Annotated in this window: 18 protein-coding genes and 4 pseudogenes; 19 read left to right on the forward strand and 3 right to left on the reverse strand. The window is 28.9% G+C overall.

Annotated features, from left to right (window positions below; translation table 11 throughout):
- The 11 genes and pseudogenes from HMPREF3265_RS13010 to HMPREF3265_RS10515 all read left to right on the forward strand — a co-directional run.
- Nucleotides 1–285 (forward strand): annotated as a pseudogene (locus HMPREF3265_RS13010) (pathogenicity island protein); the annotation flags it as partial.
- Nucleotides 285–497 carry a hypothetical protein gene (locus HMPREF3265_RS10475; protein WP_053020713.1) on the forward strand — a complete coding sequence of 71 codons (213 nt, stop codon included), beginning with the start codon at nt 285–287 and terminating at the stop codon, nt 495–497. The pseudogene HMPREF3265_RS13010 and the gene HMPREF3265_RS10475, both read left to right, overlap by 1 nt.
- A 51-nt stretch (nt 498–548) precedes the next feature.
- On the forward strand, nt 549–986 hold the full coding sequence (locus HMPREF3265_RS10480; RefSeq protein WP_053020714.1) for a pathogenicity island protein: 438 nt from the start codon (nt 549–551) through the stop codon (nt 984–986).
- Nucleotides 983–1,321 carry a helix-turn-helix transcriptional regulator gene (locus HMPREF3265_RS10485; protein WP_070650034.1) on the forward strand — a complete coding sequence of 113 codons (339 nt, stop codon included), beginning with the start codon at nt 983–985 and terminating at the stop codon, nt 1,319–1,321. The genes HMPREF3265_RS10480 and HMPREF3265_RS10485 overlap by 4 nt, the downstream gene beginning before the upstream one ends.
- Nucleotide 1,322: 1 nt before the next feature.
- A complete protein-coding gene (locus HMPREF3265_RS10490; RefSeq protein WP_070853782.1) occupies nt 1,323–1,895 on the forward strand; it encodes a terminase small subunit in 573 nt (190 codons plus the stop codon).
- Between the two features lie 279 nt (nt 1,896–2,174).
- Nucleotides 2,175–2,684 carry a Panacea domain-containing protein gene (locus HMPREF3265_RS10495; RefSeq protein ID WP_002492698.1) on the forward strand — a complete coding sequence of 170 codons (510 nt, stop codon included), beginning with the start codon at nt 2,175–2,177 and terminating at the stop codon, nt 2,682–2,684.
- The gene (locus HMPREF3265_RS10500; RefSeq protein WP_070861647.1) at nt 2,677–3,285 is read left to right on the forward strand and encodes a hypothetical protein; all 609 of its coding nucleotides are present in this window, start codon (nt 2,677–2,679) and stop codon (nt 3,283–3,285) included. The genes HMPREF3265_RS10495 and HMPREF3265_RS10500 overlap by 8 nt, the downstream gene beginning before the upstream one ends.
- A gap of 204 nt (nt 3,286–3,489) precedes the next feature.
- On the forward strand, nt 3,490–3,717 hold the full coding sequence (locus tag HMPREF3265_RS10505; protein WP_002445380.1) for a hypothetical protein: 228 nt from the start codon (nt 3,490–3,492) through the stop codon (nt 3,715–3,717).
- A 77-nt stretch (nt 3,718–3,794) separates the two neighbouring features.
- Nucleotides 3,795–3,905 (forward strand): annotated as a pseudogene (locus HMPREF3265_RS13015) (hypothetical protein); the annotation flags it as partial.
- 254 nt (nt 3,906–4,159) lie between these two features.
- A complete protein-coding gene (locus HMPREF3265_RS10510) occupies nt 4,160–5,074 on the forward strand; it encodes an iron-hydroxamate ABC transporter substrate-binding protein (protein ID WP_002445383.1) in 915 nt (304 codons plus the stop codon).
- A 57-nt stretch (nt 5,075–5,131) separates the two neighbouring features.
- The gene (locus HMPREF3265_RS10515) at nt 5,132–5,962 is read left to right on the forward strand and encodes a class I SAM-dependent methyltransferase (RefSeq protein WP_002445384.1); all 831 of its coding nucleotides are present in this window, start codon (nt 5,132–5,134) and stop codon (nt 5,960–5,962) included.
- Between the two features lie 550 nt (nt 5,963–6,512).
- On the opposite strand, the gene HMPREF3265_RS10520 is transcribed toward HMPREF3265_RS10515, so the two are convergent.
- Together HMPREF3265_RS10520 and HMPREF3265_RS10525 are read right to left on the reverse strand one after the other, a co-directional pair.
- On the reverse strand, nt 6,513–6,812 hold the full coding sequence (locus HMPREF3265_RS10520) for a hypothetical protein (RefSeq protein ID WP_070582071.1): 300 nt from the start codon (nt 6,810–6,812) through the stop codon (nt 6,513–6,515).
- A 115-nt stretch (nt 6,813–6,927) separates the two neighbouring features.
- Nucleotides 6,928–7,323, reverse strand: a complete 396-nt coding sequence (locus HMPREF3265_RS10525; RefSeq protein WP_141764282.1) for a hypothetical protein — start codon at nt 7,321–7,323, stop codon at nt 6,928–6,930.
- Nucleotides 7,324–7,671: 348 nt separating this feature from the next.
- Here HMPREF3265_RS10525 and HMPREF3265_RS13155 point away from each other — a divergent pair.
- Nucleotides 7,672–7,850: pseudogene (locus HMPREF3265_RS13155) on the forward strand (hypothetical protein); the annotation flags it as partial.
- 104 nt (nt 7,851–7,954) lie between these two features.
- A pseudogene (locus HMPREF3265_RS10530) lies at nt 7,955–8,491 on the forward strand (ClbS/DfsB family four-helix bundle protein).
- A gap of 369 nt (nt 8,492–8,860) precedes the next feature.
- Here the strand turns inward: HMPREF3265_RS10530 and HMPREF3265_RS10535 are convergent.
- Nucleotides 8,861–10,147, reverse strand: coding sequence for an aminotransferase class I/II-fold pyridoxal phosphate-dependent enzyme (locus HMPREF3265_RS10535; RefSeq protein WP_070861649.1), 1,287 nt, complete (start codon nt 10,145–10,147; stop codon nt 8,861–8,863).
- Nucleotides 10,148–10,613: 466 nt separating this feature from the next.
- On the opposite strand from HMPREF3265_RS10535, the gene HMPREF3265_RS10540 reads away from it, so the two are divergent.
- From HMPREF3265_RS10540 to HMPREF3265_RS10565, 6 genes are all read left to right on the forward strand, one after another.
- Nucleotides 10,614–10,790, forward strand: coding sequence for an SE1626 family protein (locus HMPREF3265_RS10540; protein ID WP_141738631.1), 177 nt, complete (start codon nt 10,614–10,616; stop codon nt 10,788–10,790).
- Nucleotides 10,791–10,978: 188 nt separating this feature from the next.
- Nucleotides 10,979–11,359, forward strand: coding sequence for a PSM export ABC transporter transcriptional regulator PmtR (locus HMPREF3265_RS10545; protein WP_011275327.1), 381 nt, complete (start codon nt 10,979–10,981; stop codon nt 11,357–11,359).
- Nucleotides 11,356–12,255: a phenol-soluble modulin export ABC transporter ATP-binding protein PmtA gene (locus HMPREF3265_RS10550; RefSeq protein WP_070582073.1), complete on the forward strand. Its 900-nt coding sequence runs from the start codon at nt 11,356–11,358 to the stop codon at nt 12,253–12,255. The genes HMPREF3265_RS10545 and HMPREF3265_RS10550 overlap by 4 nt, the downstream gene beginning before the upstream one ends.
- Nucleotides 12,252–12,935 carry a phenol-soluble modulin export ABC transporter permease subunit PmtB gene (locus HMPREF3265_RS10555; RefSeq protein WP_053025114.1) on the forward strand — a complete coding sequence of 228 codons (684 nt, stop codon included), beginning with the start codon at nt 12,252–12,254 and terminating at the stop codon, nt 12,933–12,935. The genes HMPREF3265_RS10550 and HMPREF3265_RS10555 overlap by 4 nt, the downstream gene beginning before the upstream one ends.
- Nucleotides 12,932–13,804 (forward strand): phenol-soluble modulin export ABC transporter ATP-binding protein PmtC, encoded by an 873-nt coding sequence (locus HMPREF3265_RS10560; protein ID WP_011275330.1) that lies wholly within the window; start codon nt 12,932–12,934, stop codon nt 13,802–13,804. Before HMPREF3265_RS10555 ends, HMPREF3265_RS10560 begins: the two co-directional genes overlap by 4 nt.
- On the forward strand, nt 13,805–14,533 hold the full coding sequence (locus HMPREF3265_RS10565; RefSeq protein WP_053025112.1) for a phenol-soluble modulin export ABC transporter permease subunit PmtD: 729 nt from the start codon (nt 13,805–13,807) through the stop codon (nt 14,531–14,533).
- The last annotated feature ends 70 nt before the right edge of the window (nt 14,534–14,603 follow it).

Here is a 14,603-nt window from a genome sequence, read left to right on the forward strand (position 1 = left end):
CATTTGTACAAAAAGGACAAAGAACGTATATTAGCAAAATTTGAGCCAATCGTTGAGGAATATAACAAAGTGGTAGATGAAATCGCAGCATTAAATGACGAATACGAATATGAGTTTTACAGATTCGTCGGGCCTTATGACAAAGAAAACTTTGAGAAGGATAAGGAAGTAAGAGCAGAAATCAAAAATCATTTCAGCCCTAATAAATATTCCAATTATGTGAGTGGAGACGAACTACCATTCATTGATATAAGAAATAAAATGCAATTAAGAGGTGCTAAATAATGGCTAGAAAATACAATTTAGATAAGGTTAGCAATTATCTTTTAACAGAAACAACATTGTCGGCAGAAGAATGTCAAAAAGTATTAGATGTCGTAGAAGAACAATTTTCTCAAAATATCCGAGAACAGAAAAAAGACGAATTGTCCCAAAAATCACAAAGAGATGTAAGACTTATGAGAATGGCCGAAGAAAATCGCATAGTTAAAAAATAAATATCTTGCCTATCCTTAGTGATAGGCTCATTTTATTTGTGAGGTGCATACATGAACCTTAGAAGAGTAAACTACTCACTATCATATTATGAAACTAAAATATCTGAATATACTTTGCTAACAGAATATAACCCTAAATTTATTAATACCAAGATTAAGGCCATCACTATACAAATAGAGATGATGTATCACTTAAATATCTCACATATGACTACCAATGAGGTGTATGGTGTTGTATCAATATCCTACCCACTAGAAAAGTTAGTGATTGATATTATAAGTGAAAAAGAGAAGTTAAAACATTTCAAAATGAAATCGAACAAGAACATGCAGCAATTGAAACAAGTCATTAAATCATATACGCCAAGTGAGCAAAAGGAAATTATGTATTATATGCAGTCTAATGGTTCAACGATAGATTATAGCCTCATAGAACGCTTACAACGTGATTTATACGCTTATAAGCATAAAGTAAGTGTTGCTACATGATATACGATAAACAAGCTATTAAACGGTTTATAATGGACTATCACAAAGAGAAAACGTCAAATGTTGTAAGCTATGATAATACTAATATAGATGATTTCTTTTCACTGACTGATGAAGTCGAACCCTTTGAACTAAGTGAGAATACTAGTAATCAAGTGTTCTTCAATGAACTAGATCAGCTTATTTATACAGTAGGGACTAGAAGGGAATACTACATATTTTTCTTGCTATGTGAAGGGAAATCTATAAATGAAATCGCAAAGATATTTGAGTTAAGTAGAGAAAGAATACGTCAACTATGGAATAGTTTATTAGACAAATTAGAGGAGGGATAACATGAGTGATTTAAACCCTAGACAAGAAAAGTTTATATCTGAATACCTAAAGACGTTGAATGTAACACAAAGTGCAATTAAGGCTGGTTATAGTCCTCATACTGCAAGTGTACAAGGTAGTAGATTGCTAAAGAATGAAAAAGTGGCTAAGTACATTGATGAGCAACGTAAGAAAGTGATTGATGAGGGCGTACTATCAGCTAACGAACTACTTCATATCCTAAGTAATGCAGCAGTAGGTGACGAGAGCGAAGTGAGAGAGGTCGTTGTTAAGCGTGGGGAGTTTCAACGCAACCCAGACACCGACAAAATGAACTTAGTTTACAATGAACATGTAGAAATGGTGGAAATACCTATTAAGCCTAGTGATAGATTGCGTGCTAGGGATATGTTAGGTAAGTATCATAAGTTATTTACTGATAAAAAAGAATTATCCACTGACACGCCTATTATTGTAAACATTGGTGATTGGCCGGATGATGAGGAAGAAGAAAAACAGAAAGCACTAGATGAACTACATGAGCAACACCCTAACAGAACAATGATTGTTGATGATATACCGTTAGAGGATTAATGTGAAACCATTACCTTCAAATAGGTGGTGGTTTATTTTATCTAAATTCTTTCCGCAATTTCAGATTAAGTTGACAAATTTGAGTGGATGTATGGTAAAAAATGTTGAAATGCTCTATATTATAAATAAGAGTTGCAAATGCGTAACACATCTTAGCGAATACACACAAAGATATATACTGTTTTTGTGTACCAATTATAGAAAGTATACACAGTGACAGTGTATAGTCACTGTTATTTTTATGTTCAATATGATGTGTTGATTATGGAGGAGTTTATCATGGCTGAGCAAAAATACCTGACAACAGTTGAAAATATAATTGGTTTAATGAAAGAAGAAATAAAAAACATTTCTCCTTTAAGACTACAAAAAACATTATACTTTTTATTTGCATATTATGGTGCTTCATATGGGCAACTATCTAAAAGTAAAGAATATGAAGTTACAAAAAGTGAAAGTTTAAACTTGCCTGAATATTTATTTGACGCTCAATTTGAAGCTTGGCAATACGGCCCTGTTATTCGAGACGTATATAAGAACAATAAATATAGTCTTGGCTATAATGACATAGACTTTTCAATGAGTAATTTTGAAATAGAAGATAAAACAATGCAGCAGGAAATTACAGAATATTTGAGAGAAATTATTAAGAGTACTTTAAAAATTAGTGATTTTGGTTTAGTAGAACGTTCTCATGAAGATGAAGAGTGGAAAAATAAAATTACTCAGCAAGAAATTATGAATAACGATTTAATTATTAAGGAATATATAGGATTGGTAAATGCCTAGATTTAATAGTAATGTTACTTCTAAAAAAAGAAAAAAGAACGTTCACGTTGAAATAGTTAATAAAGATTTTTTACCAACTAGAAATGAATTTGAAACTGACAAAGTAGAAATCGAGTTAAGAAATGCTGAAGTAAAAGAAGTTGTTTTTTTTAATGAAGAAGTAAAGTATTCAAAACAAAATAATGATCTGAAATTTACTAATTTTATTTCTGATTTTACACAACAAAATCAAATCAATGCTATAACCCATTTCAGTGAAAATATAAGCATAGTCAAAAATAACCCCGATGAAGCTACGAATATAAATTATGATGAGAGAATGTTATCAATTTTATCTTTATATACTCAACAAGATATTAGAAATATAAAGGGCTTAATGAAAACAGATATTAGAGGGTTACTTGATGTTCAAGAGGGTTTAAGAGTATATTGGTATTACGATTTGATTGATAACGAAATAAAAATAGTTTGTATTGATACACAACATTTAGTTTTACCAAGTCAGCATGGTAAAATGAATAAAGATAAAATGATGATTACAACCTATCAATCAGTTACTAATAGCAAAAAACATTGTATTAGTCGGTATTTTATTAATTAGCATACGGGTAAGTTAAATATATCGTTTCAAGCGTCACTTACGAGTGACGTTTTTTGTATTTTAGGACGCTGAGAAACGCCCTGTGTTGCAGTGGGGAATGAGTTTTAATAACTATGTATGCAAAATGTATATATTACATTGTTAAATTCGACATCATCAAAGGCTGGTTAATCGATTTTCGAGATTGGTCGAAGATTGAAGCATGTGAAAGAAAATGACCTAGCACATGGAGAATTGGGTAATTGGTTGAAAAATATCAACTTAGATAGAACACAAGCTCATCGTTTCATTAAAGTTTCTGAAGAAATTAAAGATGTTGGTACATACCAACATTTAGGTCTGAGAGCTTTATCGGAAATAGCTAACTTACCTGTACCAGAACGCACCAAAATACACATAACATCAAACAGCAAAACTAAAATTCCATACTAAATGTTTATGAATTTAACTGCAGAACTCAATTTTGAGCCTTGTAAAATTACATAAATTAGTTATATAAAAATTATTTATGGGTATTATATAAACGGGAGGGGCAACGTTATTACTTGCCTATTAGAACATGGAATAGTTCTGTTCCAACTAGTCAGGTATTAAGTGACTTATGGGGAAAAATCAGTTAGAATATAAAAAGTGAATGATCCTTTTCTAGGCAGGTACTTCGGTACTTGCCTATTTTTTATTCACAAACTTCTATATCAAAAAGCTTTCATGTGATAATAAAAATTCTCTCACACGTTAAAAACAATGTATAAGTTAATTATGGCTTAACGAAATACATTCATATCATCGAGTAGGATAGGTATAAGTATTGACTATTATTTTTAAAAATCTATAATTGAAAATGAATATCAATTAAAAACGAAAGGATGATATTATGAAAGGATTAATTGGAATTTTATTATGTAGTTTATTTATTTTGACTGCGTGTTCAGCGTCTGTCGATAAAACAAGTGACTCGACAAAGACTATAGACTATAAAATTGAAAATGGTAAAACACTGAAAGTACCAGAGAAACCTAAAAGAGTTGCTGTATTAACTGGATTTTATGTTGGTGATTTTATAAAGTTAGGAATCAAACCAATTGCTGTTTCAGATATAACTAAAGATTCTTCAATCTTAAAACCTTATTTAAAAGGGGTTGATTATATTGGAGAAAACGATGTTGAAAAAGTTGCTAAAGCAAAACCAGATTTAATAGTTGTAGATGCTATGGATAAAAATATTAAAAAATATCAAAAAATAGCGCCAACAGTCCCATATACATACAATAAATACAATCATAAAGAAATATTAAAAGAAATAGGCAAGTTGACTAATAATGAGGATAAAGCCAAAAAATGGATTGAAGAGTGGGAAGATAAAACTAGAAAAGATAAAAAAGAAATTCAAAGTAAAGTTGGTCAAGCAACAGCATCTGTGTTTGAACCAGATGAAAAGCAAATATACATATATAACTCTACATGGGGTCGTGGTTTGGATATTGTTCATGATGCATTCGGTATGCCAATGACAAAGCAATATAAAGATAAATTACAAGAAGATAAAAAAGGTTATGCTTCCATTTCAAAAGAAAATATTAGTAAATATGCTGGTGATTATATATTTTTAAGTAAACCTTCGTACGGAAAATTTGATTTTGAAAAAACACATACATGGCAGAATATTGAAGCTGTAAAAAAAGGACATGTAATTTCATATAAAGCAGAAGATTATTGGTTCACAGATCCTATTACATTAGAACATTTGAGAAGTAAATTAAAAAAAGAAATTTTAAATAAATCTCACTAGAAATAAGTTATAAAAATTTCTAATGTATTAATAATAATATTTTTAAGGAGTGATTAAATGAAACGACTGGATGGAATTCCCGAATCAATGTTAATTCCTTTGATAGCTCGAGCAAAAGAGTACGAATACGAAAAACCAATAATAAAAGACGCACTATCTAAAAAAATATTTGATGGTTTAGATGATATGTACAAAAATGTTACATGTGATGACATGTCTCAAATTGGAATTAGTATACGTTCTGTGATAATAGATAGTGTTACTAAAAGACTTATCAAGGATAATAAAAATTTGATTGTGGTCAATATAGGTTGTGGCTTAGATACAAGGTTTCAAAGATTTAATAAAGAAAAAATATCGTGGATAGATTTAGATGTACCTGAATCAATAGAAATACGAAAAACATTTTTTAAAGAAACAGATAGTTATAAGATGATAGCTAAATCAATGCTGGATTACAGTTGGATTGAAGATGTTAAAAATTATAAATTTTTTAATAGTAAGTCAAATATATTGTTTATCTTTGAAGGTGTATTGATGTATTTTGATGAGAGTGTAATGACTAAATTATTACATACTATTATTAAAAAGTTTGGAGATCATAATTTGGCCTTTGCGATTGAATTTTGCTCAAAAACAATTGCAAATAATACAAAAAGACATAAATCTGTATCAAAATTATCCTCACAACCTGTTTTTAAATATGGATACAATGATTTAAATGAATTGGATAAAGTTTTACCAAATAAAATGAAAGTTATAAATGAATATAATTACTTTGACTACCATAAGAAAAGGTGGGGGCTCTTTGGGTATTGTAGATATATACCTTATCTGAAAAAAAGGCTAAACAATAAAATAGTAATTATGGAATATAAACCAGCTTAAAAATTTACTGATAATTGAGTATTAAAATAAAACATTTCAAAAAAGATGTAGCTAGAAATTTATTAAAAGTAAAGTGCACAAATATCTTGTGTTTTTTCAATTTTAACGTTTTACACTTAACTTTGTTAGGTGATATAAGATGCTGAGAGAAGCATTATATTGCAACGAGAAATCATTCTATGGATAAACATATTAATTATTGTAAATATATTTATAAAGGTTTGTGTGTGAAATAATTGGTGGTCATAACTTGGTCATAATGAAATGAAAAAATTAAAAAAAATGAATGTTTAAAGAATGCAAAATGCTGATTTAATAGGCTTTTTGTATGTGATTTATATCTATTTCATACTGCCCTTAATGCCAGGTATGATGTAAAACGATATATATATTATGATAGAGTATGAAAAGGGTAGCTGAAGTAGCTACCCTTTTATTGTTCATATGAAGGTTCGATATTTTTAAGTTTTACTTAATAATGTTATCTAAAATATGACTAAAAAAACAAGTAAAAATGGCTTTGAAACAAATTTAAAGGATTTTTGGGTGATTATTGCTTTCTAAATATAGCATTATGACCTTCTCCGCCATCTAATTTGATAGTTTCGCCATTTTCTTCAACTTTATAATTTATACTTTCTTTATCATTACCATCAGTAAATATCATTTTTCCACCTTTTATTGTAAGTTTTAATGTTTCGCCACCATATGTTAATTTAGCTGTATTGGCATTATCTTTTGGAACTTCTAAAACCATGTCGACATTTAAATAGTCAATACCACTACTCTGTGCAAAATTATATTTTCCTTTTTTTAGTTCATTACCACATGCAGCAAGTAATAATACCAAGCCAGTAATTGAGATAAAATAAATTAATTTACGTTTTATAAATGATCCCCCGAATAAGTATTGTTAATATCTTATGATAATAATTAATTAGTTTTAGAAACTCTCCCATATGCTATTAATGAACCAGCTGCAAATAATATAGAAGCGAAATTGAAATTAAACCAGAATTAGATTGCTTACCTGTTTCTGATAAAGATTTACTATTTGATTTAGATTCGTTTAATGAAATGTTATTTTTATTTGTTATATTACTGATGTCATCAGTTGATGTAGTTTTGTTAGTAGTATTTTGAACTGATTGATAATTATCGTTAGATAGCTTTTGGCTATACAAAGATTTGTCCAATTCATATTTACCATTATAAGTGAAGTTACCTTTATCAATAGTAGCATTGTATCCACTCTCTGTAGTTATATCACCGTTTTTATAAACCCTTATAGCTCCAGTTCCAGCACCAGATTTATTTCCATACTGAACTAAAATAGTAATTTCCTTTATTTTCTGCATCATAATAATTTTCTAATCTAGGGCCATCCTTACCATTTTTATTCATAACTTCAACAGCGATATTAGTAGCATTGTTAGCATTTACTACGCTATCAGTAGCATGTACATGTTGACTTGCTCCGACCCCTGTAAATAATAATGTTCCGGCTAATACTGATGTTACTAAAACTTTAGATTTCCTCCTTGATAATTATTAAAAACCACTTTTTTAAGTGGTACTCAATACAAATTAACAAATAGAAAGGACATATTATGTCTATAAATAAGGTTTTTGTATAATGTTTGTAGGAAATAAGATGAGATTAATAAACTGAAGCCCTATATTAAGAATATTATTGAAAAAATAGTAATTTTGATTTTGAAAAATCAAATACAAGGAAAACATTAATGCTACTAAGCATTGACTTGTTATTTCTTACAAAGCGGAGGTTTATTGGTTCACAAATCCTATCACAATAGAAAATTTAAGAAGTAAATTAAAAAAGAAATTTTATTATATAATCGGTTTTAGTGGGGGTGAAGCTTTTTAACAATAAATATACCAATAATTTAAGTTCTAATATAGTTGATAAATACATATTTTAATTTAATGAAATATTATATAATAAATATATAAATGTTAGGCGGTGATAACATGCATACTTATTCAAATAAAGATGATTTAATATTTGAAATTAGTAAGAGGGCTGAACTTTTTATTAATGAATTTAGTGATGTATCAGAATCAGATAAGGATGTATATAAAATTGGTGTCGATAGAACACCTGCACAGATGATCGCATACCAGCTTGGATGGTTAAATTTAATTCAATCGTGGGAGAATGATAATAAAAAATATACCAGTTGTAACCCCAAGTCCTGACTATAAGTGGAATAATTTAGGAGGATTATATCAAGAATTCTATAAAACGTACTCAAACTACACATTAGAACAACTTATTAATCAGTTCAATAAGGAAGTAGATAGCATTATTAATTTAATTAAAAGTTTAGATAATGTAACATTATTTGAGAGCGGAAAAGGCAATGGGCTTCATCAACGCCTTCCAAATGGCCAGTTTGGAAATGGATTCACATTAACATCGTAGCACCATTTAAGTCATTTAGAACTGAAATTAGAAAATGGAAGAAACAGAAATATAAAGATAACTTAACTTTCGAAAGATTATAACAATTTGAAAAACCATATTATCTAAAATAAAGACGAGTCTAGGAATTAAACCCAAGACTCGTCTTTTAATTAAGAACTATAATCCGAAAATTTATAATAAATCTAATAACCATGCTCCAAATAAGATAAATAGGATGAGTGATACTATGAACAAATATAAATTTTTGGGTACATGTCCTTTCGAAGTAAAAGCGTAAAGATACAAATAATACGAAGTGGAGATTAATGTAATAATAAGCAATATTGAAAAAATAATTACCATTTATATCACAGCTTTCGAGTTATTTTTAATTTCGATAGATTGAATAAATCGAATATAAATACTTCTTCAATGTCATCCTAATTACTTTTTTTATTTATATCAATCTCTTACTTTAAATCATCGATTGCTTTTGCGATTGATTCAAAAACATGTGGGATGTCATCTTTTTCAATGCAACTGAAAGCAATACGGATATCTGAGTCATTTAACGCTATAATACCGATTGAATATTCGTTAATTAAATGCGTACGTAGTTCTTCAGGATTTACTCCATTGACTTTGACTGCCATGAAATAACCAGAATTGAAATCATAGGCTTGCCAATGATTTTTGTATTTATCGTCATAAACAACAGTTTTTGTAACTTCATATCTTTCTTGTAATGTATCTATATTTTGTTGGATTTCTTTATCAAATTCATCATTATTTTCTAAAACGTATTTAATAGCACTTTGAGAAGGCATTGGTCCACTTGAAATATTACTTCTTATTAAACCTTTAACTTTCGCTTCTAGCACTTCTTTAGCAACATTATTATTTAATCCAAATGTAAGGAAACCAACACGTAGCCCCCACGCAAAGAATTCTTTAGTAGCACCATCTAAACGAATTGGTAAAATATTGCTTGATTCAATTTGATTTAGTGCAGTAAAAATAGACTGACGATAAACATCTTCATAGAATAAACCATAATATGCATCATCTACTACAGCTATCACTTTTGTTCCTTTTTCAGCTAGTGAACGAACCGCTGAAACTATAGTTGTAACTTCATCATTGTTCGGTGTATAGCCGGTAGGGTTGTTTGGATAATTTAAAATTAAAATGACTTTGTCTTGATTGAAATTTTCTAAAGTAGTAACTAAATCATTTGTTGTGTAATGTCCTTCTTGGTTAAAGATTGAATATGTCTCAATATTTGCAGAATGACGTGTTTCATAAATTAATTTGTAGTTACCCCAATTATGTGTTGGTACTAAAACAGTATCTCCACTCTCTACAAATAAATCAGCAATTAAAGATAACCCATGAGTTAACGCATTAGTGACAATAGGTCTAGTAATTGTCTCTTTCGATAAATCAGGGTTTTCTTTTAGCATTTTGTCTTGCCATAAATCTCTTAAAGCTTCTAATCCTTGAGGTGGGGCGTACGGAAAGACTTCATCTGGAGATAAATGATTATAGACATCAAATAAAGTATCAGCATACATTTTCCCGTTTTTATTAGTAGCCATTCCAATTGTAGCGTTATATTTAGTTTTTTTAGCATCAGCAGATTGAGATAAAATGCCTTTTGGATAATACATTGATTGACCTAAATTTGATAGCATACTTAATATTTCTGGACAATGATCAACAAGTTGATTATTTAAATTTTGTGCTAATGGGTTCATTTATTTAACCTCACTTTATTTTAGTGTTTAATAATATATTATCTTTAAATCACTTAAAGATAAAGTGTTCTTATAATGATTACATAGAATTGAGAATTGAGTTTTTAAAAAATGCGAACATTTGTTCGTATTTTATGTTAGAATAATGTCAGGTCATCATAAGATATGACACTTTTCATTTGGAGGTGTAGTGTAATGTCGTGGCTATTAGATGGTATGGTGACATTAATTTCGGGTGGTATACTCGTTATATTTCGTGTTTGGTTAGAATCTAAGTGTAAAGATAAATAGATGACCATACACAAAAACCCCTAACTTGCCGTTACAAGTTAGGGGTTGTGTAATGTAATTCGTGGATACAATTAAATTGTAACACATGGATTAATATTTTCAATTTTAAATGTATTTAGTAAGCAAATTTATAATTTTAATTTGTTATAATACATGTATTGAGGTGTTGATTATGATGAAACATTTAACTAAGATTTTCGTTAGTTTGGCAATTATCTTATTTCTTATTGGATATTATTTACAGGCTACAGGACACGAGAATCAAGGTGTTAAATTATTATTAGCAGCAATTATGTTTATCATATGTGCTTTTATTAATCGTAATAATGATAGAAAGAAAAACAGAAAATAACATTTTTAAACTCTATACTAGCGTTTGACGTTAGATATAGAGTTTTATTTTTAAAAATAATTGTATCTATAATGTATATACAATTTGTAGCTTTAATACCAATAATTATAAGTGTTTACATTATTTCCTTTACAAACGTGTATATAGTGTGTATATTATTTATATACAGTTATTAAAGGGGGACATCAATGAAAATTATATTGAAGAACACCAGTGAACAACCCATTTATGAACAAATCAAACAACAAATAAAAGAGAATATTTTAAAGGGTTATGTTGAAGCTGGTAGCCACTTACCTTCGATGCGTGAGCTTGCAAAGGATTTACAGGTGAGTTTAATTACAACTAAAAGAGCTTATGAAGATCTTGAGAAAGAAGGATTCGTAACAACTGTTCGAGGAAAAGGTACATTTGTTAAAGAACAAGATAGTTCCATATTAAAAGAAAAGCAATTCTTTGTAATTGAAAATCTTGCTCGATTAATGATTAAAGAAGCAAAAACAATAGATATGCCTCTCAAGGAATTAAAAGAAATACTAGCTTTAATTTATGAGGAGGAAGAAGAATGAATGTCATTGAAGTAAAAGATGTCTCGTTACAAAGTAGTGCATTTTCAATAAACAATCTTTCATTCAGTATTCCTCAAGGATTTGTAACTGGATTCATTGGGGCTAATGGGGCAGGGAAAACAACGATAATTCGTATGATAATGGATATTATAGAACCTAATCATGGTCATATATCAATATTTGGTGAACAAATAGCAAACAAACCGAAATGGATAAAAAATAAAATAGGTTTTGTTTATTCAGAAGTTTATTTTAACCAACAATGGACTGCAAAAAAACTTGAAAAAATGGTTTCACCATTTTATACCGATTGGGACTCACAAGCATTTAAAAATTATTTAGAAAAATTCAATTTACCTTTCAATGAAAAAATAAAACATTTTTCTACAGGTATGAAAATGAAATTGTCTTTAGCACTAGCTTTGAGTCACCATGCTGAATTGTTTATATTAGACGAACCAACTGCGGGGTTAGACCCTATTGTTCGTAATGAAGTGTTAGAAATTTTACAAAGTGAATTACTCGACGAACATAAGACTTTATTTATTTCAACCCATATTATTTCGGATTTAGAGAAAATTGCTGACTATCTTGTACATATAAAAGATGGAGAAATTATTATGCAAGGTTTTCGTCATCAACTTCAAGAACAATACTCAATTGTACAAGGTGATAATCAAGATTTAGACGAGGAATTAAATCGCTTGTTCCTTTATAAAGAAGTGAAGTCGACAGGTTTTGTTGGTTTTACTAAACAGGCACAAGTGTTTAAAGAATTGTTCGGAAAAAAAGTTAATATTAAACAACCTACGATTGAAGAACTTATGATCTACATCGAAAAGTCTAAAAGTAATGACAATCAACAGGATTTTCAGCAAAGTAGGTTGATAAAATGAAACAATTACTAATTAGAAATTTTAAATGTAGGAGTATAACGATTGCCATTTATATCTTATTACTTCTATTAAATCCGTTATATGCTTTCGTATTTTCTAAAACAGAACTTTATTTTTTATTCTATGCACCGATTGCAATCACATTAATGGCGGTTAGCATATTAGACTCTGGACACTTGTTTAGACTACATAGAAGATTAGGAGGTAAAAGTTCATATTTGTTTTACGAAAGTTTACCTGTCTCTAAAAAAGACATGCTTAATGCGAATTACCTTACCTGTATCGTATTAACACTTTTTGGTGGTGTTATTATCGCTTTGTACAATTTTCAATCTTCTAATATTGATTTTGGGGATTTAAGATACTCAACTGCGATTGCTTTTATATTTGTAAACTTTTTAAGTATTCCAATTGCATTTAGTAGGAATACTGAAAAGAAACGCGAAGGGATATCATATGCACCTTATATCTTGATAATGATGTTAGTTTTTCCATTCGCTATTACAATGGTTTTTACACTAATTAATGCATTCGTTTTTCATCATCATATTTCTTATAATATCTTTGGCATATATTACAATTATGGTTTATTAAGCTTAAGTATTGTTTGGATGGTTATAAATTATTTGATTCAATTAAGACGTATAATTCATCGTGAAAATAAAGGAGGGCCTATATGAAATTAGAAAATATTACAAAAACATATGGAGATAACAATGTTTTAGATAATATCAATTTTGATTTTGGAAATAGCAAAATTGTAGGTTTAATTGGTAAAAATGGTGTTGGTAAAACAACATTAATGAAAGTCATGAATGGCAATATTATTAATTTTAAAGGGAAAGTTCAATTAAATGATAACGAGAACGTTGGCTATCTTATTGAACATCCGAAATTATATGATAATAAAACAGGATTAAATAACTTGAAATTATTTGCTCAAGTTCTAGGCAAAGGTTTCGACAAAGAATATACAGATAAAATCATTGACGCATTTGGTATGAGACCATACATTAAGAAAAAAGTAAAAAAGTATTCAATGGGTATGAAACAAAAACTTGCGATAGCAGTTTCATTAATGAACAAACCCAAATATCTAATTCTTGATGAACCGACAAACGGTATGGATCCAGATGGCTCAATTGATGTATTAGAGACTATTCAATCATTAGTGAATGATTTAGAAATGAAAATTCTAATTTCAAGTCATAAATTGGAAGATATTGAATTGATTTGTGATAGAGCTGTCTTTCTACGTGATGGAAATTTTGTACAAGATGTCAATATGAAAGATGGTAGTGCACAAGATCATACATCGATTAAATTTGAAGTTAGTGAATTTAATACAGCACTAGACTATTTAACAGAACATTTTAACGTGCTTCAATCACACAAAGATAGTGGAGAAATAATGATTAAAGCACAAAAAGATTATAAACAATTACTCAAATCTTTAGCACAAAAAGATTTATATCCTAAGTATATTGAAACAAGAAAAAGTTCGCTTCGTGATACGTACTTTAATATTAATCAAAGAGGTGACAAATAAATGAGAAGTTTACAATTAGTTAAATATGATATATTGAGTTTTTGTAAAAGCTATTTAACATATATAGCACTAATTTTAATCTGGTTAGTTTTAGGATTAATAACGTTCTTAATGGCACGAAATAATGATCAAGTAAATTATTCATCTATTTTATCTATGGCAAATTGGATGTTCTTATTCTTTGGCTTGTTAGTAGTGATTAAGACAATTACACGTGATTATTCACAAGGTACGATTCAACTTTATATGAATAAAGTGAAAAATAGAATTGGATATATTATTGCTAAAACAATTTCAATTATTTTATTTTCATTCATTTTTGCACTCATCACATATATCACATTAATGTTAGTACAAGCATTTACTGATGGAAAAAATTTAGACGGAGATAAGTTCTTAACGAACATATGGTTCTATCTTATCTTCTTACTGTTCTTTGGTTTACTCTTATTCTTAGTTACATTAATTGTTCAAAAACCGGCAGTAATCTTTACACTAGGTATATTCTTAGTATTTATAGTTCCATTTATTCAACCTTTTATTGGTTTGATTCCTGACTGGGGAGAAAAAATTCAAAAATCATTAAAGTATATTCCGTTTAGTTACTTAACTGAGAAATCTCAAACGGATAGTATTAAATTTTCAAATTGGCAATGGTTTATTTCTTTAGCATCAATTGTTGTTTTATTCATTGCTAATATTGCTTATGCAGCTAAACGGGATATATAATATATGCCAAGAAATTGATATCCAAAAAAGAGGGTAGTAAAACAAAATTTGTTTTATTACCCTCTTACTT

The organism is Staphylococcus sp. HMSC62B09 (assembly GCF_001839115.1).
GTDB classification, from domain to species: Bacteria; Bacillota; Bacilli; order Staphylococcales; family Staphylococcaceae; genus Staphylococcus; species Staphylococcus haemolyticus.

Bases quoted from the DNA above. Each gene is read 5' to 3' on its own strand.
- HMPREF3265_RS10475 (WP_053020713.1), top strand. From the start codon at position 285: ATGGCTAGAAAATACAATTTAGATAAGGTTAGCAATTATCTTTTAACA.
- HMPREF3265_RS10480 (WP_053020714.1), top strand. From the start codon at position 549: ATGAACCTTAGAAGAGTAAACTACTCACTATCATATTATGAAACTAAA.
- HMPREF3265_RS10485 (WP_070650034.1), top strand. From the start codon at position 983: ATGATATACGATAAACAAGCTATTAAACGGTTTATAATGGACTATCAC.
- HMPREF3265_RS10490 (WP_070853782.1), top strand. From the start codon at position 1,323: ATGAGTGATTTAAACCCTAGACAAGAAAAGTTTATATCTGAATACCTA.
- HMPREF3265_RS10495 (WP_002492698.1), top strand. From the start codon at position 2,175: ATGGCTGAGCAAAAATACCTGACAACAGTTGAAAATATAATTGGTTTA.
- HMPREF3265_RS10500 (WP_070861647.1), top strand. From the start codon at position 2,677: ATGCCTAGATTTAATAGTAATGTTACTTCTAAAAAAAGAAAAAAGAAC.
- HMPREF3265_RS10510 (WP_002445383.1), top strand. From the start codon at position 4,160: ATGAAAGGATTAATTGGAATTTTATTATGTAGTTTATTTATTTTGACT.
- HMPREF3265_RS10515 (WP_002445384.1), top strand. From the start codon at position 5,132: ATGAAACGACTGGATGGAATTCCCGAATCAATGTTAATTCCTTTGATA.
- HMPREF3265_RS10525 (WP_141764282.1), bottom strand. From the start codon at position 7,323: ATGATGCAGAAAATAAAGGAAATTACTATTTTAGTTCAGTATGGAAAT.
- HMPREF3265_RS10535 (WP_070861649.1), bottom strand. From the start codon at position 10,147: ATGAACCCATTAGCACAAAATTTAAATAATCAACTTGTTGATCATTGT.
- HMPREF3265_RS10540 (WP_141738631.1), top strand. From the start codon at position 10,614: ATGAAACATTTAACTAAGATTTTCGTTAGTTTGGCAATTATCTTATTT.
- HMPREF3265_RS10545 (WP_011275327.1), top strand. From the start codon at position 10,979: ATGAAAATTATATTGAAGAACACCAGTGAACAACCCATTTATGAACAA.
- HMPREF3265_RS10550 (WP_070582073.1), top strand. From the start codon at position 11,356: ATGAATGTCATTGAAGTAAAAGATGTCTCGTTACAAAGTAGTGCATTT.
- HMPREF3265_RS10555 (WP_053025114.1), top strand. From the start codon at position 12,252: ATGAAACAATTACTAATTAGAAATTTTAAATGTAGGAGTATAACGATT.
- HMPREF3265_RS10560 (WP_011275330.1), top strand. From the start codon at position 12,932: ATGAAATTAGAAAATATTACAAAAACATATGGAGATAACAATGTTTTA.
- HMPREF3265_RS10565 (WP_053025112.1), top strand. From the start codon at position 13,805: ATGAGAAGTTTACAATTAGTTAAATATGATATATTGAGTTTTTGTAAA.